Annotated in this window: 12 protein-coding genes; 7 read left to right on the top strand and 5 right to left on the bottom strand. The window is 63.5% G+C overall.

Annotation, left to right across the window (positions count from 1 at the left end; translation table 11 throughout):
• Positions 1-6 precede the first annotated feature (6 nt).
• The 7 genes from BTH_RS00705 to BTH_RS00675 are packed head-to-tail and all read left to right on the top strand — an operon-like array spanning position 7 to position 7810.
• Positions 7-813, top strand: a complete 807-nt coding sequence (locus tag BTH_RS00705; RefSeq protein WP_009894758.1) for a type VI secretion system accessory protein TagJ — start codon at positions 7-9, stop codon at positions 811-813.
• Positions 800-1318: a type VI secretion system baseplate subunit TssE gene (gene tssE / locus BTH_RS00700; RefSeq protein ID WP_009894757.1), complete on the top strand. Its 519-nt coding sequence runs from the start codon at positions 800-802 to the stop codon at positions 1316-1318. The genes BTH_RS00705 and tssE overlap by 14 nt, the downstream gene beginning before the upstream one ends.
• Before the next feature lies 1 nt (position 1319).
• Entirely contained in the window at positions 1320-3200 is a 1881-nt protein-coding gene (tssF, locus tag BTH_RS00695) for a type VI secretion system baseplate subunit TssF (RefSeq protein ID WP_009894755.1), read from the top strand.
• Positions 3197-4246 carry a type VI secretion system baseplate subunit TssG gene (gene tssG / locus BTH_RS00690; RefSeq protein WP_009894753.1) on the top strand — a complete coding sequence of 350 codons (1050 nt, stop codon included), beginning with the start codon at positions 3197-3199 and terminating at the stop codon, positions 4244-4246. The genes tssF and tssG overlap by 4 nt, the downstream gene beginning before the upstream one ends.
• A gap of 18 nt (positions 4247-4264) precedes the next feature.
• Positions 4265-5335 carry an ImpA family type VI secretion system protein gene (locus BTH_RS00685; RefSeq protein ID WP_009894751.1) on the top strand — a complete coding sequence of 357 codons (1071 nt, stop codon included), beginning with the start codon at positions 4265-4267 and terminating at the stop codon, positions 5333-5335.
• Between the two features lie 55 nt (positions 5336-5390).
• A complete protein-coding gene (locus BTH_RS00680; RefSeq protein WP_009894750.1) occupies positions 5391-6419 on the top strand; it encodes a fimbrial protein in 1029 nt (342 codons plus the stop codon).
• A gap of 32 nt (positions 6420-6451) precedes the next feature.
• Complete coding sequence (locus BTH_RS00675; protein WP_038707671.1) at positions 6452-7810, top strand: UDP-N-acetylglucosamine-transferase; 1359 nt, start codon at positions 6452-6454, stop codon at positions 7808-7810.
• On the opposite strand, the gene BTH_RS00670 is transcribed toward BTH_RS00675, so the two are convergent.
• The 5 genes from BTH_RS00670 to tssM all read right to left on the bottom strand — a co-directional run bounded on the left by BTH_RS00670 (position 7703) and on the right by tssM (position 18878).
• Positions 7703-11155: an RHS repeat-associated core domain-containing protein gene (locus BTH_RS00670; protein ID WP_011400806.1), complete on the bottom strand. Its 3453-nt coding sequence runs from the start codon at positions 11153-11155 to the stop codon at positions 7703-7705. The two genes, BTH_RS00675 and BTH_RS00670, sit on opposite strands and share 108 nt — an antisense overlap.
• Positions 11156-11167: 12 nt before the next feature.
• The gene (locus tag BTH_RS00665) at positions 11168-11437 is read right to left on the bottom strand and encodes a PAAR domain-containing protein (protein ID WP_004523693.1); all 270 of its coding nucleotides are present in this window, start codon (positions 11435-11437) and stop codon (positions 11168-11170) included.
• A 74-nt stretch (positions 11438-11511) separates the two neighbouring features.
• Positions 11512-14130, bottom strand: a complete 2619-nt coding sequence (locus BTH_RS00660; RefSeq protein WP_011400805.1) for a type VI secretion system Vgr family protein — start codon at positions 14128-14130, stop codon at positions 11512-11514.
• Between the two features lie 100 nt (positions 14131-14230).
• A complete protein-coding gene (locus BTH_RS00655) occupies positions 14231-14800 on the bottom strand; it encodes a hypothetical protein (protein ID WP_009894738.1) in 570 nt (189 codons plus the stop codon).
• Between the two features lie 169 nt (positions 14801-14969).
• Positions 14970-18878 (bottom strand): type VI secretion system membrane subunit TssM, encoded by a 3909-nt coding sequence (tssM, locus tag BTH_RS00650; RefSeq protein WP_009894736.1) that lies wholly within the window; start codon positions 18876-18878, stop codon positions 14970-14972.
• Between the last annotated feature and the right edge of the window lie 13 nt (positions 18879-18891).

Raw genomic sequence — 18891 nt, 5'->3', positions numbered from 1 at the left:
GACGAAATGCTGCACGACGCGCTGCGCACCCAGTCTTTCGAGGAAATCAAGGCGCGCACGGCCGAAGCGGTCCGCAAGAAGCCATCCGACACGCGGGAACGCTGGCTATTGTTTCAATTGCTTTGCATCGACGGCGCATGGGACCGCGCGCTCAAGCAACTGCAGACCTGGGCGCAACTCGAGCCGCAGGGCGAGGCGCGTGCGCAACTGCATCGCGGCCTGATCCGATGCGAAATGTTCCGGGCCGACGTGTTTGCGGGCAAGCGAACGCCGGGATTCATCGACGCGCAGCCCGCTTGGGTCGATACGCTCCTCGAAGCGAATGCGAAGCTCGGCGCGGGCGACGTCGCAGCCGCCGATGCGCTGCGCGAGTCCGCGTTCGATTCCGCGCCCGTCACCTGCGGGGAAAGCGCCGAAATGGGCAGCTTCGCATGGCTCACCGACAGCGACACGCGTCTCGGTCCGATATTCGAAATAGCGGTTGCGGGCGGCTATCGGTGGATTCCGTTCGAACAGCTGAAGTCGATCACGTTTACGCCCGCCGGCACGCTGACCGACCTGGTCTGGCGTCCGGTCACGGCGCTCATGCTCGATGCCACGGTTCTCCGCGGCTATGCGCCGACCCGCTATCCGGGATCGGAAAACGGCACGACCGCAATCCGTCTGGCGAGCGAGACGACGTGGAGTGACATCGGCACCACCAACGTCGTCGCTCTCGGGCAACGAACGTGGACCACCGACCAGGGCGACTGGGGCATGCTCCAGATCGGCGGATGCCGCTTCACGGGCGAAAGCGACGATGCGGCATCCTGAAGGACGGCATCGGGCCGCCTACCTTCCGTCGCTGCTCGACCGGCTGCAAGACGACGCGCCGCATTCCTTCAGCGAATCGCCCGACGCCTATGCGCCAAGCGCCGACGAGATGCGTCGCATCGTCCAGCGGGATCTGAGCCTGCTGCTCAACACGAGCAATCTGGACGACGAAGTGGATGCCGGCCGCTATCCGCTCGTTGCGGCCTCCGTCGTCAACTATGGCGTGCCGCCGTTGTCGGGCAGCTACCTGCACGACCCAAACCGGGAAACGATCGATCGCCTCGTGCGCACCGCGATCGTTCATTTCGAGCCGCGACTCATTGCGGACTCCTTGGCGATCAGGCCGCTCGCGGCGCAACAGGGCGCCAGCTACAACAAACTGACGTTCGAAATCAGCGCGCTCGTGCAATGGTCGCCGTATCCGCTGGAGTTGCGCATCCAGAGCACGTTCGACCTCGAGTTGAATCGAGTCACGCTCGACAAGACAACGCTCAACGGAAAATGACATGGACCCGCAGTTTCTCGACCATTACAACCGCGAATTGACCTACATGCGGGAGTTGTCTGCGGAATTCGCGGCGCAGCACCCGAAGATCGCGCGCCGGCTCGGCATGCAAGGCATCGAAGTGGCGGACCCCTACGTGGAACGGCTCATCGAGGCGTTCTGCTTCATGTCCGCACGCACTCAACTCAAGCTCGAGGCCGAGTTTCCCCGCTTCACGCAACGCCTGCTCGAAGTCACCTATCCGAATTACGTCGCGCCGACGCCGTCGATGGCCGTCGCGCGCCTGCGTCCAAGCCTGCGGGAAGGCGATTTCAGCAAGGGGTTCAAGGTTCCCCGTCACAGCATGCTGCGCTCGTCGATCCCGCCCGGCGAGCAGACCGCGTGCGAATTCCGCACCGGCCAGGACATCACGCTCTGGCCCATCGAGATCGCCGGCGCGACGCTGACCGCCGTGCCGCCCGATCTTCCCGATCTTCAGCGCAGCCTGCTGCCGCACACGAAGCTGCGCGGCGCGCTCCGGCTGCGCGTGCGCACCGTCGGCGAAATCAAGTTCTCGCAAATTGCCGGACTCGATCGCCTCTCGCTGTATATCGGCGGCGACGAACGCATCGCCTCCCATCTCTTCGAACTGATTCACGCAAGCAGCGTCGCGTCGGTCGTGCGCGCGCAGGGCGCCGCGCGCGGCGAAGGCGTCGTCGTTGCGAAGAACGCGGTCGATTTCGAAGGCTTATCGCCCGATCAAAGCTTGTTGCCGCTCGTATGGAACACGTTCCATGGGCACAATCTGCTGCACGAATACTTCACCTGCCGCCAACGCTTCTATTTCTTCGCGCTGACGCAATTGAACGCCGGCTTGTCGCGCATCGACGGAAAGGAAGCCGAAATCGTGCTGTTGCTCGACCGCTTGCCCGACGAACTCGTCACGCACGTCGAGGCCGCGCGGTTTCTGCTGTTTTGCGCCCCCATCGTCAATCTGTTCCCGAAGCGGACCGACCGAGTGGAAATCAATCGCGCCCAAACCGCGTTCCACCTGATACCGGACCGCACCCGCCCGCTCGATTACGAAGTGTTCTCGGTATCGCGCGTGTTCGGGCAAAAAGCCGAAACGTCGACGGAAGTCACCTTCAACCCGCTCTATCAGACGCTGCATAGCGACATCGGAAATTACGGCCGGTATTTCTCGATTCTGCGCGAACCGAGAACGACGTCGACCAACGCGCGCAAGTATGGAACGCGCACGCCATACGTCGGAACGGAAGTCTACGTGTCGCTCGTCGACCAGGCCGAAGCGCCGTACGCCGACGACATTCGTTACCTGTCCGTCGACGCGTGGGTCACCAACCGCGATCTTCCCCGACTGATCCCGCGCAACGGCGTCAACGATCTGACGATGCAAGACTCCGTGCCGATCGAAGGCGTGAGCCTGGTTCATCCGCCGAGCGCGCCGCGCGAGCCATACGCGACAGGTGAAACCGCGTGGCGCCTGATTCGCCAGCTCAGCTTCAACTACATGCCGCTTGCCGAGCTCGATCACCGCGACGGCGGCCAGGCGTTGCGCAACATGCTGCGCCTGTTCGTCGGCACGAGCGAACGCGAACAGGCCACGCAGATCGACAGCCTGGTCGGCGCGCGCACGGAGCCGGTCGTCCGGCGTCTGCCGGGTCACGGGCTCTTGGTTTACGGACGCGGCGTTCGATGCGAACTGACCGTCGACGAAAGCGGCTTCTCGGGGTTGAGCCCATACCTGTTCGGTCTCGTGCTCGAGCAGTACCTCACGCGCCATGTCTCGATCAATGTCTTCACCGAGACCGAGCTTCGCTCGATGCAACGCGGCCTCGTCACGCGATGGAAGCCGCGAATGGGCGGAAGGGGCGCGGTATGACGGCTCATCCGCCCGCCACCCCGCCCATCGACGCCCGCTCGCCGCTGCATCCGGACGCACTGCGCGCATGGTTCGATCCGCAAGCGCCGTGGCGCGCCGGCTTCCTGAGCTTGTTGCGCGCAATCGCCGCACGCGATGCGCGCATGCCTCTGCCGGGCACCGCGTGTCTTCCGAGGGAAGAGCCGTTTCGCATCGGACAACGTCCGTCGATGGCCTTCGCGCCGCGCGAGATCGCATCGCTCGACGTGCAGCGCGGGCGTCTCGACATTCAGCTGTTCGGTCTCGGCCTATGGGGGCCGCAAGGGCCGTTGCCGCTTCACATGACCGAGCTCGCGTATAACCGCGCGGAGAGCTATCAGGATCACGCGATCGCGCATTTCTCCAATCTCTTTCATCACCGCGCGCTCGCGTTGTTCTATCGCGCGTGGGCGTCGTCACAAGCAACCGTATCGCTCGACCGCGCAGACCGCGAAACGTTCTCGTTCTACATCGGCAGCCTGATGGGCACCGATCCAGAGGAAGCCGCGCGCACGCACCCGCCCACACACGCGCGATACGCCGCGTGCGCGCATCTCGTGCGCGAGGCGCGCAATCCGGACGGCGTGGCCGCTACGCTGTCTCATTACTTCGGCGTGCCGATCTCCGTCGACGAGTACGTCTTCCACTGGATTCGGATTGCGGAGCCGGAGCGTTGCCTGCTCGGCGCGCGCGCCGCGTCGACCGTCATGGGCGAGGGCGCGCTGCTCGGCGACATGGTTCCCGATTGTCAGCACAAGTTCCGGCTGGTCATCGGTCCGCTCGATCTCGACCAGTATCTTCGCCTGACGCCGCACGGCAACGATCTGCCCACGCTGGTCGATTGGGTGCGCGCTTTCATCGGCCACGAATACGACTGGGAGATCAAGCTGCTCGTCAAGCCGCGCGCCGCACCGCCCGCCCGCGCGGACACCGCGCACCGTCTCGGCTATTCGACCTGGCTCGGGGAATCGAGGGACGACAAGCCGGTCGTCGGCATGGTGTTCGAGCCTGAAAAATACTGTTCCTGATCTGGAGATCGCTCATCGATGAATGCCACCACACCCGCTGCAACGCTGCGCTACGCGGATCTTCTCGCGCCCGTCTCACAGGATGCGCCCTGCGGGCCGGACCTCGAATACGATCCGGCGTTCGTGATGCTGCAATCCGCGATCGCGCCGAAGAAGGATGCGCAATATGGCGAGTTCGTCGAAGCGCCTCAGCCCGCGAACTGGGCGGAGGCGGAACGCGACTGCCGCGCGCTGCTGTTGCGCACGAAGGACATTCGGCTCGTCGTGATCCTGACACGATGCAGAATCCGCCAGAGCGGCGCGCAAGGGCTGCGCGACGGCCTCGCGCTACTCAACGAGATGCTCGCGCGTTACGGCGAGGCGCTGCACCCTGTACCGTTCTTCGAAGGCGAACGCGATCCCGTGGTCTATGCGAACGCGATCGCCACGCTTGCGGACCCCGACGCAACGCTTGCGGACATCCGGGAAATCCAGTTGCCCAAGGCGAGCGGCCTGCAATTGCAGTTGCGCGACATCGAAAAGGCGCTCGCGGTGACGCGCGTGAAAGACGCTCTCGCGCCCGAATCGGCCAGCCGGCTGCTCAAGGAATGGTGGAACCGGCGCGACGGAACGATCGTCGCGCTCGCGCAGGCCCAGTGCCTCATGGCCGATTTGATCGCCTCGACCCGTGAATCGCTCGGCGACGACGCGCCCGACCTGTCCGGCATCGCGAAACTGCTGCATCCGTTTACGCAGGCGCAACTGGAATCGCCGTATTCGGCGTCCGCCGCTCAACCGCAAGGCGATGCGAAGCCGGCGAACGGCGACACCGCGCATTCGCGCGCCGCCGACGCCCTCGCCCCGGCAGGCGACGCCGCCACGCAAACGCCCGCTGCAATGTCGATCGCAAACCCGCAACCGCCGATGGATCGACGGGGCGCGCTGGCGGCCATTCAGGCGACGCGCCTTTGGTTCGAGCAGAACGAGCCGAGCAGCCCGGTAATCGTGCTGCTGCGCCAGTCGGAGCGCATGGTCGGCAAGCGCTTTTCGGAAATCGCGAATGCGATTCCCGCCGAGTTGCTCGCTCAGTGGGATGCGCTCGACGTCTAGATCTGCAGTTGACCGCGCAACGCTTTTCCGTTCTATCGACCGTCCCATCTATCGAATGAAGATAAAATTCTCACGATTTTTTGCGGCTCTCATCCTGCTCGCAGCAACTTTCGATGCACTTGCTGCCGGCTGCAACATGCTGACCGACGGGAATATCGCGTGGCTCACCGAGCAAGGCAAGATCGCGCGCGCCCATAGCTCATTCTCCCTATCATTTCCTTCCGGAACGATCGATGTCGACCCGAACCTGGAAATAGGCGGCCTAATAACGGAAGCAAAAAGCACCCCGAGCGAAGAACTGCACTTCATATGGTGCAGCGCTCCGTCCGGGAACGTTCACTTTGCGCTTAATTTGTCCCCGCCGCTGTCGGAACTCGGAGGGTCGATATACGAAACCGGCGTTCCCGGCGTCGGATTTCGAATCACTCAGGTTCGTCAGAGCGGCTCGATAGGTGCGATTCCTCGCGATACGCCGTGGACCGAAGAAAAGCCCGGCCTGGACAGCTCTCTGAATTTCGGCGCGGGAACCGTGTTCCGTATCGAGTTGATCAAGACCAGCGAAGCGTTGCCGAGTGAATCGACCGTATCTCTTGGCAACCTCAGTCGCGTATACGGTGACGACGGCAAAACGGTGGTCGATTTCAATGCCGGCAGCGTCAAGTTGCGCGTGCTGCCGATCTGCCATGTCGATCAGCAGGAAAAGAACGTGGATTTCGGTCATTTCGGCCCGAAGGACGTTTCCTTCGACTCCGGCCCCACCAGGGATGTCAAATTCAACGTCCAGTGTTCAGGCCCCACTCCCCCCGTCTCCATCACGGCGACTTTGGCCGCCACGCCGGATAGTAACGATCAAAGCCTGATCGCGAATGCCGGCGATGCGAAGAACCTTGCCATCCGATTGCGCGATGCCGGCACGCAACAGATTCTAAAACCAAACGATCCCTCCAGCGAAATCAAAGTCGTGCCCGGCGGTGCAATGGAGCACGGATTCGCACTCGAGGCGACTGTCCTGCGTGTCGGCACGACGCCCCCCACCGCGGGCACGATCGACGCGACTTCAATCATCACGCTAACCATTTTGTGACGTCGTCGATGCGACGGCGTTGGTTCGACACTATGAATAACTCGATCTTTGTTCAAATTGCCAGTTATCGCGATCCTCAACTGATTCCGACTTTAGTTGACTTGATCGATCGAGCGTCTCGCCCCGATGCGCTTCGCATTGTCGTATGCCGACAGCACGCGTTGGAAGACACGATCGGAACGTTCTTTGCCCACGGCTTTTCGCGGTGGCGCGCGGATACCGCCGGAGAGTTCACGATCCATACGCTTGCCTTCCGTGGCGCATCGATCGAAATTATCGACGTTCCATATCAACAATCACGTGGCGCGTGCTGGGCGCGCAATCTCATTCAGCAGCGTTACGGAAGCGAGCGGTATACCCTTCAGCTTGACTCCCACCACTGCTTTATCGACGGATGGGACCAACAGATGGTCGAGATGCTCGAGTCGCTCAGGAAGTTCAGCGCAAAGCCGGTGATCACCGCATACTTGCCCGGCTTCACTCCGGGACGCGACCGTCGCTCCCTCAGCCATACGCCGCTTGCAATGACGTTTTTCCGTTTTTCTCCGGAAGGAGTCGTGTTGTTCCGCGCTCGCGACATTGCCGATTGGCAGGCGATGGAGCATCCGATACCGGCGCGATTTTACAGCGCGCATTTCGCGTTCGCCGACGGCCATTTTGCGGAAATGGTACAGCACGACCCGCATTTTTTCTTCCACGGCGAAGAAATTTCCATTGCCGTTCGCGCTTTCACACACGGCTATGACCTTTATCATCCTCATCGCGCCATCGCATGGCATGAATACACTCGTCGAGGGCGGCCGAAGATCTGGGACGATCACACCGTCGAGGCTAAAACAAACGGCGTAGTCTCGCGGCACTGGGGCGAACTCGATCAACGCTCGCACGAGCGTAACCGCGCGCTGCTCGGGATAGACGGCGCATCGCGCACCGGCATCGATTTCGCATCGTATGGCCTGGGTACGGAGCGGACCATCGCCGAATATGAGCGCTACGCGGGCCTTAGCTTCACCCATCGCGGCGTTCAGCAAGCACTGGTCGACGGGGCGCTGCCCGAACCCGCAGCGGCCGCTCGACAATCGGATGACGAATGGAAGTCGACGCTCAAACGCGCAAACGAAGTGCGTGTTTGGGTTCACCAAAACCAGTTTTCAGAAGTGTTGGCGTCGCTTCACAGCTGCCGCATGACCGTTCACGATGCCGGACAGACTGTCCTCCACTGCGCGACCGTCGATGCCGACGAATTTCGTCGGCATCATTCGGGCGAGTGGTTCGGCTACAGCCTAGATTTCTTGTCCGCCCTGGATCAGCGTCCCGTCGACTACGTCGTCGAGCTCTGCGACGAGGCCGGCAACAGGCTGTCCGAGATCAAATGTTCTCTTGACACTTGACCCCACGAGTTTCCCCGCGCGCGGCCGTGCAAGCGTTACCGCGCGCCCCGTCGGATTGCAGGCGGTTTGAGGATTCGAGACATAGCGATACGGACTCGTGCCCGGCTCCACGGTGCGATCGGGGCTCAGGTATCGGCCCGTATCCGGATCGTAATATCGGGTCCCGTTCAAGTGCAGGCGCACTTCGTCATCGGCGTAATGGCCGGCAAACCGCAACGGCTGATCGACTTGCACATTGAGCGAAGTAGGCGGCAAAATCCGCCCCCAAGCCGAGTAACGGCCGGCCCATGCAAGTGCCCCTGCGTCGTCGGTCATCGCCACCGCAGTTCCGGCCGCATCGACTTGATAATGATACAGGCGCATTGGCTGAACAGTCCCGTCCACGTCTCGCGCCTGGTCGACACGAGCAAGCGGTGCGTAACTCATGAAGCCGTCGGCGGCGGGCTGATACAGAAAGGTCCGAATCTCTTTCTCCGCGCGCTCCTGCATGATCCGCTCGCCTTCCCAGACGAAATGAGTGATCTCCGTGGACGAATCCGCCTGCCGCGCGTGATCGCCGTCAAGCCGCTCGATCGATTTGCTCGTACGCCGGCCGAGCGCGTCGTACCTGAAACGGACCAGCATCTGGCGACTGCGAACTTCCATCAGCCTTCCATCCGCATCCCAGGTGAACGATTGCTCGGCCGCCGCACTGCGCTTGCAGCTCACATTACCCCACGAGTCGTACTCGTATTGATAACCCTTATATTCGCGCATCCGATGATCCGGACACGCCACCACGTTTCCGGCAACATGCGCCGTATCGAACAGGTTGCCGGCAGCATCCCACGTAAAGTACTCGATCCCGACCTCATCGGACAGCATCCGAAGCAGGCGCCCTCGACGATCGTAATCGCAGTACGTTTTTCCTTCGAAGCGATCCGCGACTTGCGTTACATTGCCGGCGATGCTGTACTGAAATTCCCGCCAATACTGTATTTCACCCGCCTGCATTTCGTTGTTCGGGGTTCGGACAACATTCATCGCAAAACAACGTTCGAGTTCGGACGTCGACGTGTAAACGGAACGCAGATAAAGCTCGCCTTGCGATCGCAACACTTGTCGCCCTAGATTGTCGTAGCGAAATGCGGCGATCCCGCGACTCTCCTCGCGACAGGTCATGCCGATCAGCGCGACGCATCCGGCCTCATCGCGCTCGCTCTTCACGACACACCCGTCCGGAAGGGTGACCGCGCTGGTTCGGCCTCGCGCGTCGTACTCGTAGTGCAGCACGCCGGCGCTGCCGTGCTCGGCTGTCACGAGGCCAAACGGGTTGTACTCGAATCGAATGTTGTCGGCCACGACACCGATCGCCTCTCCGGCTTCGGTCGGTGAACAATCGACCGTTCCGAGCAACCCCTGCTGCGTGTAAGCGTAGTGATAATGCGCATGCTCCGTCTCGCGGCCGATCAAGCGACCCAATGCGTCGTGCACGAATATCTCGCGGCGCGTCATCGATTCCGCCGTCGTCACGACCTGCTGCAGCCAGCCGGCCATCGAGTAACCCAAGGCGCGCGTCACGCGATCCGCATCGACGATCGACACCAAGCGGTCGGCCGGGCCCCATTCGAATTCCTGCGTGGCGCCATTGCCGCTCACAGTCCTGATTCGCCGGCCATGCGCATCGTATTCGTGCGCAGTGACGCTCCCTTCCTCGTCTACGAACTGCACGACGCGGCCATACGGGTCACGGTGCCAAAGTCGAGCATGGCCATCGGGCCCCGTGACCTTGATTATCTGTCCCGCGGCATTCCAGACTCGACGCTCCTGTCTGCCGCCGGGCAACGTCACGATAAGCGGGCGCCCAAGCAGATCATTTTCGATTTTCGTTATCGCTCCAAGCGGATCGATGATTTCGACGACTCGCCCTTCCGCGTCGCGGCGATACGTCGTCGCCTTATCGGGCGCGGTGCCCAAGCCGATCACTTGCCCTCGGCGGTCACGCTCGATCGTGATCGACGTGCCTCTCTCCGTGACGTAACTGTGCGTCTCTCCTCGCTCGTGCTCCGAATACGCAATTTGCGTCGCGCCATGCGACGGAGATTGGTGATGGATGGCCCGCAACCTGTCGTCGTGTCGCCATACCCAGAGCCTGCCGTCGCTCGCGCGAACGGTCACGGGCTCGCGTGTCGCGAATGCGTAGATCGTCGAACGTTCGCCGCCGAGAGGATCGATTTCCCGCGTGACACGACCAAGGTTATCGAACGTGATGCGGACCTGCCGATCGCCGGGCAGGTTCAACTCCGTTGGCCATCCAGCGCTGTCGTATGCAAACGTATAGCGGCCTCCCGCAAAATCCGTGTGACGCGAGAGGTTTCCTTGCCTGTCGAACTTCCACTGCGCGGCATGGCCGAACGTATCGATCACCTCGCAGCGGCCCTCATCAGGATCATAGTTGAAGCGATCGCGCGCGCCACGACACGTGCTTCGCTCGATCACCCGCGCTGCGCCACGACGCACATCCCACTTGTACTGCGTTGTTTGGCCCAGCGGACCGACCTCTTGCACGATGCGGCCGTTTTCGTACGTGAAACGCCGCACGACATCTCCAATGCGATTGCGAACCTCCGCAAGCTGGCCGTCGTCGTCGTAGCCGTAATGCACGAGCAACCCCGTCGGCCCGCCATCGACGCATTCGATGCCAGTCAGCCTGCGGCCGTCATTGCCATAGTGCATCTTCAGTTCGTGCCCGCATGTGCCGCGCATACGCTTCAGACGGCCTGCGTCATCCCAGATGCAACCGATCCGTTGCTTGTGAAGATCTTCGATATATTTCAGCCGAGCAACGCCGGCTTCGTCGAATTCGCCGAATACTCTGTAATGCGGCGTGAGATCGGCGACGACCATTCGACCGTCGGGAAGATGCGCAACGTGCAATTGCTCGGAAGATACGATGACCTGAGAGCCGCGGCGCGGCATGGGCAGCAACAAGACGCGGCCTTGATCGTCGGTATAGGCGAGCTGATCCCCCTCGCGCCGCAAGGTTATCTCCCAATCCGTGCGCCATCCCGGGCCGAGCAAACCCACGTTCTTCAAAGCGCTTGAATGGTAGCGGGCCCACATGATCGGCAACCGCCCGGGCAGCTTGATGTCGACTTCGTCCGTCGCCAAGCACACCTTATTGCCGGAACCTGCGTCGACCGAACGTTGCAGCAATCCGGAAAGCGCGCGCTCGACACCATATCTCGCCGTCCAATCTCCCGGCTGATTTCCGTACCGGTCAATCCGACGCTCGACGTCAAGCGATGTCAGGCGCCGGGCATCGAAACCCGCCATCACCCCGCCTAGACCACCTATTCCACTCATGTCAGCACCTCCTTATGAGCCGATCATTACGTCGGGCGAGCCGGAAACGATTGGCGCACCACACGACGTCACGCCGCCGACAAACGCTGCCGGCAGGCGATTGATGAATACCGTTCCCGATGCGGCGACAACCGCCTGCGCGGACGCGTGCAGCGCGCACACCGCGACGCTGCCGGCGACGAATCCCGCAGGAATGCCGTTCATGAAGACGTCACCTGAGCCGGTGACGAGAACGCCGCCATGTCCGATCGCATCTCCCACTCTTGCTGCCGGGATTGTCATGTTCAAAACTCTCCGATTAACGACTTAGTGAACCTCTGAACGTCGGTGCCGTACATGGCACCAGTGGAAATTGCTCAAATCTCGGAACTGGTCGGAGTTGGCGTTGGCGTTGGCGTCGGCGTCGGCGTCGGCGTCGGCGTTGGCGTTGGCGTCGGCGTCGGCGTTGGCGTTGGCGTCGGCGTTGGCGTCGGCGTCGGCGTTGGCGTCGGCGTCGGCGTTGGCGTTGGCGTCGGCGTCGGCGTCGGCGTCGGCGTCGGCGTCGGCGTCGGCGTTGGCGTTGGCGTTGGCGTCGGCGTCGGCGTCGGCGTTGGCGTCGGCGTCGGCGTCGGCGTCGGCGTTGGCGTTGGCGTTGGCGTTGGCGTTGGCGTTGGCGTTGGCGTTGGCGTTGGCGTTGGCGTTGGCGTTGGCGTTGGCGTTGGCGTCGGCGTCGGCGTCGGCGTCGGCGTTGGCGTTGGCGTTGGCTCCGGCGTTGGCGTCGGCTCCGGCGTCGGCGTCGGCTCCGGCGGCACCTCCGTCGGTGGCGGCGGCGGCGGCGGAAGGATCGGCTTCGTAATATCGAGGAAGAACGACGGCAACGGAATCGGCGGAATCGCGCCGCCACCGCCGCCACCGCCGCCTCCGCCTCCGCAATCCGAATCGCCGGGATTCAGCTGCAGCGGCGCGCCTTGCACGACGACTTCGTCGCTGCCGATGATGCGAATATTCTTGCCGACGATCTTGATCGAGCCGCAGGCCGTCATGGTGATCGAAGACGCGCCGCAGACGATCGACAGCACGCCCCCCACTGTCAGCGCATACGCGCCGCCGACATTGCGCGCGTATGCGCCGCCAACGGAAACGGACGATGCGCCGCCCACCGCAACCGCGTGCGCACCGCCGACGTTCAACGCATACGCACCGCCGATCATCGTCGACTCCGCGCCGCCCACCGCATAGCTGGCGGCTCCGCCGACAATGCTGCTGAACATGGCGCCCACCGCTCGCGTGTGGGTGATCCCGACGCCGATCGAATAATTCGCGCCGATCGTATGCGACTCGTCGTTCTTCGTCAGGCGGTTCATGTCCTTTTCCGCCTGCATGTGAAACTCCTCGGCCCCCAGCTTGTCCTCGAAGCGGATGCCGTTGTAGTTCTCGCGCCCGCCCGTGATCGACTTGCTCTTGAACCCGCTCTTCGTCGCGTCGCCGGGCAGATCCCAAGGCGGCGGCGTAATGGTGTTGTAGAGACTGCCGAGAATCAGCGGACGGTCAGGGTCGCCGTTCATGAATCCGACGATCACCTCCTGGCCGATCCGCGGAATGTAGATGCCGCCGAAGTTCACGCCGGCCCACGCCTGGCTCACGCGCACCCAGCAGGAATCCGTCGCGTCATTGCGTGCGTAGCGATCCCACAGAAAACGGATCTTCACGCGGCCGAATTCGTCGGTCCATACCTCGTGGCCCGGCGGCCCGACCACGATCGCGGACTGTGGCCCGTTCGTCGTCGGCTTCGGCGTTTCGCGCGGCATCCGGAACACCTCGTTCGACGGCTGCACGACCAACTCGTTGTCGCATTCGTAGCGGTAGCCGCTGCCCGTTTCGTCCGCGACTTCGGTCAGCATCAACGCCGATTCGATGACGAGATACTCGCGGTTGGCGTCGTCGTGCTTGTGCTTCGCCAACACGAACGTATGGCCGCATGCGAGGCCGCGCACGTTGCCCCGACCGTATGCGCGCGACCCCGTAGCGCGGCGCTCCTCCATGCGCACACGGCTAATGAGATCGCCGTGCTTGCTATCGGTGTAGTCGCCCGGCCATTCGAACAGCTCGCCTTCTCCCCAGTTCGTTTCCCGCGGCTGGTGATTCGACGTGACGAGGCTCGCGAGCGGACGCGTGAAATCGAAGTCGTCTATCACGACGCGGCCCGGCCGCAGCGCTTCGTCCGTCGAAAAATAGTTGATGTACTCGATGTCGATCTTCCCGCCTTCGGGATGATGCGCGATCTCGTGATAGGCCTCGCTCGGCGCCTTGCGATGTCCGCCGATGTGATCGCACAAGACAAGGCGATGCTTGTTGTCCGAGTGCTCGAAGAACCAGTAGATCCCCCACTCCTCCATCAAGCGCTGAACGAAGTCGAAATCGGTTTCGCCGTATTGCACCTGGAACGCGCGCGGCTCGTTTCGAGCGCTCTCGCCCGCAACCGAATATTTGTCGATGTCGAGCCGCTTCTCGACCGGGTAAGGGTAATCGTGCAAGACCGTGTCGATGATTTCGACGACGCTCTTGTCCTGGAAGATCTTGTAGTCGCTCGTCAAAGTCGCGAGCCACAGCCAGGGGCGCAGCTCGATGCGATAGACGTTGTAGCGCCCTTCGCTGCGAAGAAAGCCCGCCTTGACCACGAGCCCGCTGATTTCGCGCGCGCCCGCGCCAACGCCCCCTTGCGCGCCCGTTCCGATTCCGTCGAGCTGAATGCCGACAGTCATCTCCGTGCCGATCATCGCCTTCAGGTCGAGATTCGCGCTCGTCGCCAACGGAACATGGAAATCGTCCGGCGTGCGCAGGAGCAGTTCGTACGTATAGAGTTTTCCGAGGTGCTCTTCACCGCGCAGCGACAGGAACTTGAGCGCAGGCTGACCAAGCAGCCGCGGCATCGCACCGCTGCGGATCACTACCGTACGGCTTTGATTCGTCCGTCCGTTCGAAAAATGGTTTGGCATGCAGTCTTCTAGCTCCCACTTACCTAAAAACAAATGTCCGGCCCGACGCGCGCGCCGGCGCTGATGCGCCGCCCGCTTCCGGCCCGATTCGATACACCGCTCAAGCGCCGTCGCCGCCCACGCTCGACGGATGTCTGATGCGCACGCGAGCGCGCCTGAGCAGCACGTCGATGAGCAGATTCGCGCCGATGCTCAACGCGGCGTCGACCAGATGGCTCGCCGCCAGATCGAGATCGATCGGCGCGCGCGCATCGACCACCTTCTGTCCGAACTCGACGACGCATCGCATGCAGTAGACCGCTCGCGGCTCGGGTATCTCGGCGCCGTCTCCGGGCGGATCGATCGCGGCCACCCGCCCGACGGGCATCGCGTGGGTGCCGAGCCATTCGCCGAGGACCCCGGCGATCGTCGCGAGGTTGCCGCGGCTGCTCAATGCGGCCACCCAGTCGTCGTCCACCCTGGGCATGCGCCACGCGGCGATCCACAGCGCACGCACAAGCTTTCTCGAATGGGGCTGCCGACGGAATGCGACGATCTCGCGATACTCGCGAATACGCGTGCGCAGCGTCGTGCAGTTCGATGCGATGGCCCGCTCGAGCGCCTGTGTCGACGATTCGTGGCGACTCGCGAGCTTGTCAAACGTATAGGTGTCGGCGTTTCGTATGTTCATGAATGTGCGCAAACGTCATGAAAACCTTGCTCTGCCTCATATCGGAATGCCCTGCGCATCCCCCCGTGCGGGCGAGGCATCGCGGCTCGGGGCCGGCCGAATCGCAGCTCCGGCGGCATCGCGCCGCGCTCGGCCGCACGGACGGCGTCGCGCTTCGGCCCGCATCGCCTCAACCGAGGCTCCCCGGGCAGCGAAAATTCGTCAGCAAGCCGCTCGTCAACGGATTCGCCTGGCCGTTCGTCCTGAGCTCCAGAGCCGCGCGCCGGCCGTCGAAATCGAAATCCAGCATCAACCGGCTCGCCGACGTGGTGCCCGTCAGCCGCCCGCGCTCGATCAGGCGAAACAGCGCCCAGGGCCCCGTCGTCGTGATCGTCGACGTATCGGGACGAATCCGCGGCTTCGCGGTGATCTCCGCGATCGCGCCGCCGCGCGGCCCGGGCCAGTTCACGGAGAACGGCAGCACCGGACCGTGGACATAGCGCTGCGACTGGCCGTCGACATCGACGATGAACTCGGTGATCTCGGGATCGATGGACGCCACCTTCGCGTCCATCTTCCACGCCATCCGCTTCGCGCCCGGCTCACGAAAGAACACTTCGCGAATCGCGGCGGCGCGCTCGAACGGCTCGAGGCTCGGCCCCCGAATCGGCGGCATGCCGGGGTTCAACGCCTTGTAGCGCCACGGCTTCGAGTTGGTGTCGACATGCGCGGCAAGCGCCTTCTGAAAGAACTCGTCGAACAGCCCGCCCGCGGCGAAGAGGCGGTTGAAATCCTCGATGTCCACCTCCTGGCTGCTCCGCGCGAACGGATACTTGCCGTCGACGGCGGCGCGGCACGCCTTGCCGACACTCGAGTCCACCTGCATCGCGAGCAGCGAACCCACTTCGCGCCCGACCTTGTCGGCGGCTTGCGTCGCGATGCCGCCCAGCACGGCGCGCAGCGGCGCGGGCAATTTCTCCGCCTCCATTTGCAATGTGGTGCCGATATCCAGCGCGGGCGGCATGCTGTGTGACGAGAGGGCGTTGTCGGCGACGACGAGACGCGTGTACTGTTCGTTGATCAGCGTGAGAATTGCATCGAGCTGCAGCGCCTTGCCGCCCGACGAGATCGGCATGTCCGTCATCGCGGGACCGCTTCCCGTATCGGCCTGCCCCGTCACCACCTCGCGCAGCGCCGCGAAGCGGTTATCCACCAGTTCCTTCTCCAGGCGCTGCTCCGGCCTGCGCGCCGCCAGTTTCTGCGCGCCGTCGGCAACCTCCTTCGCCGTGCCGGACCGTCGCCCGACCGCCGAAAGCGCCGTGTCGGTCAACGACGCGTCTTCCCTTGCGTCGACGACCGACAACGATGTTTCGCGAACGACGGCGCGCGCCAGTCTCACGAGCGGCGAATCGGGCGCGGCGAGTGCGCGCAGCGTCGCGAGGTCGAACGCGAGCGTGCCGCTCCCGCCGTTTTCCCCGGACGAGACGGGCCGAATGTCCGCCAGATACTGTTGCCAATAGTTGCCGTAATCCGTCAGGTACTGGCGACGAATGTCGTCGGCAAGCGCCGAGCGCCCTGCAACGATCTTCGTGTTCCGGATCGCGTCGCCCCATCGCGCGGCGGAATCGGCGCTCCCCATCACCCATGCATCGTCGCTTTGCGCGCGGGCGAGAAATTCGGGCAGCCGAGCGCTGAACACCTGATGGTAGCCTTCGTACGTATACAAGCCCGGCACGCCGCGTTGAAATCGCGAACCGTCGACGAGCCTGAAGATTCCCGCGCCCTGAAGCCCGACCGCGCGCGCGAGCGTGAAGTTCTCCGGCGCCTCTTTCTCGATCGCGGCCATCGCGCGCTCGTACAGCCGCCTCGGCGCCGGATTCGCGTTGAGGAAAAGCCGCGCGCGCTGAACGAGCGCGGCGTTCTGGCGTCCGCTCGGCTCGAACGGCTGACCGTCGACGAACAGCGCGTCCAGGTGCCGCGCCATCCGATTGCGTCCGCCCATCTCGGCCGCGCTGTCCGAGCGCTCCCAGTCGCGCATGACCCAGTCCTTCACCGCCTTCGCGTCATGGCGCGCGGCGTCGTAGAGCATCAAGTAGATCGTCAGCGTGCGATAGACCTCGTCCGCATTCTTCGCATCGATCTGCGCGCTCAGCGCATTCTCGACACGCCGCACGATCTGCGGCAGAAGGCTCCGGCGCAGCAGGTTCCGATAGGTCGCGTCGGACGCGTCGACGATGCCGGGCGCCACATACAGGCCGTAGCGGAAGCTCGCGCCCGGCGCCTCGAGATCGAGATTTCCGTACTGGGGAAGATCGCGAGAGCCGTCCAGCACGCCCGCGACTCCTGCCGGTTTCGGCGCCTTGTTGTACGCGTTGACTCGCGCGGCGAGGGCGGTCGTCTTGTCCGATATCGCATCGAGATAGCCGCGATTGCTGTCGAAGCTCACCGTCAGCGAACTCGCCAGCCAGACCAGCAGCGCGACGGCGAGCAGATGTCCGGCCCAGCGCATCAGGCGAAAGCGCACTTCCCACATGACGTTCGGCCGAACCAGGTGCGCCTCCGGCACGATCACGTGCTGGAACACATCGCGCAGGAAATAGCCGCGGCTGCCCGACATCGCGCCGTTACCGCGCGTCTGCGCCCCGGCGTCGCCGCCAAGCATTCTGCCGAGCTGGCGCTTCAAGCGCTGCAGGATGGTTTCGCGATCGGCGGCCATCACCTGATCCGTCTGCTCGGCGCTCGTGAAATAGACGCCGCGCAGCGTGTTCTGCAACTGGGCGTCGTCGTAGCGCGAATCGAGAAACACGAGGCCCAGCATGTCCGTCAACGCCTCAGACAGGCTCCGGAACTCCTGCGGCAACGCATACAGCCTCTTGCGGCGATCGTTTTCGTACTCTTCGAGCAGGCGGTTGTTCAGTCCGGCGTCGATGCGCATCTCCAGCCGCTTCAGTTCATCGGCGCAATGCTCGCGCAGGGCACCCACCGCGCTCTTCCTGTTCTCGGCGTCGTAGGGCAGCGTAAATCCCCAGATCTGCGTGCGCCCTTCAGCCGTCAGCGACTGGAAATACTCCGGAAAGCCCGGCAGCAAATCGAGCTTCGTGACGATCACGTATACCGGAAAATGAATGCCCAGTTCCTGATGCAGCTCGCCGAGGCGGGCGCGCAGCGCGGCCGCATGCGCGGTGCGCTCGGCCGGCGTCCGTCCGACGAGATCCTCGACGCTGACCGACAGGACCACACCGTTGACCGGCGCGCGCGGCCGATGTTTGCGAAGCAGGCCGAGAAAGCCCTTCCACTCCGCTTCGTTGGCGAGCGTCGCCTCTTCGTCGCCGGGCACCTCGTGCCGAGCGTAACGGCCTGCCGTATCGATCAACACGGCCTCATTGGCGAACCACCAGTCGCAATTGATCGTGCCGCCCCGAGCGCGCTCGGTCGATGCCTCCATTTGATCCGCGAGCGGGAATTTCAGACCGGAACGCGCGATCGCCGCGGTCTTGCCCGCACCAGGCGCGCCGACCATCATGTACCACGGCAGTTCGTACAGATAGCGTCCGCTTTCGAGCAAGCGCCGCCAGCCGAATGCACCGCCGCGCAAGCGCTTCAACTGACCGATCGCCTTCGACACCGCCACGTTCACCGCGCGGATGTCCGCACGCGCCGCCGCGTCCGGCTTGCCCGCCGACGGATCGAGAATGCGCCTGAGCAATGCGTCGTTCGTCCGCACCGCCTGCCACAGGCGATAGAGGCCATAGACGGCGTAGCAGAACAGAATCACGGCGACGATCAGCACGCGAACCCATGCAGGTCCGAACGGACGGTGATCGCCGAACGCGAAGAGCGGCCCCGCGTGCCAGATCAGCAGACACAGCGCGGCGACACCGACCGGGCTGAGCGGCCAGCGCATCAGCCAGAACGCCAGGAGCGCCACCAGAAGGACGATGACGGCGACGCGCACGACGACGCCCGCTAGCGGCCTCAACTCGTCGAACGCGAGCAAGGGGCCGACGAACCATACGGCGACGGAGACGAGCAGCACCGCGATGCACGCGAGCATCTGCCACGAAAAGACGAATCTGAAGAAACGTTTCAGGTAAGACATGCCGGACTCCTGC

It is taken from the genome of Burkholderia thailandensis E264 (genome assembly GCF_000012365.1).
Taxonomy (GTDB): Bacteria; Pseudomonadota; Gammaproteobacteria; order Burkholderiales; family Burkholderiaceae; genus Burkholderia; species Burkholderia thailandensis.
This window is presented reverse-complemented; position numbering and strand designations above follow the sequence as displayed.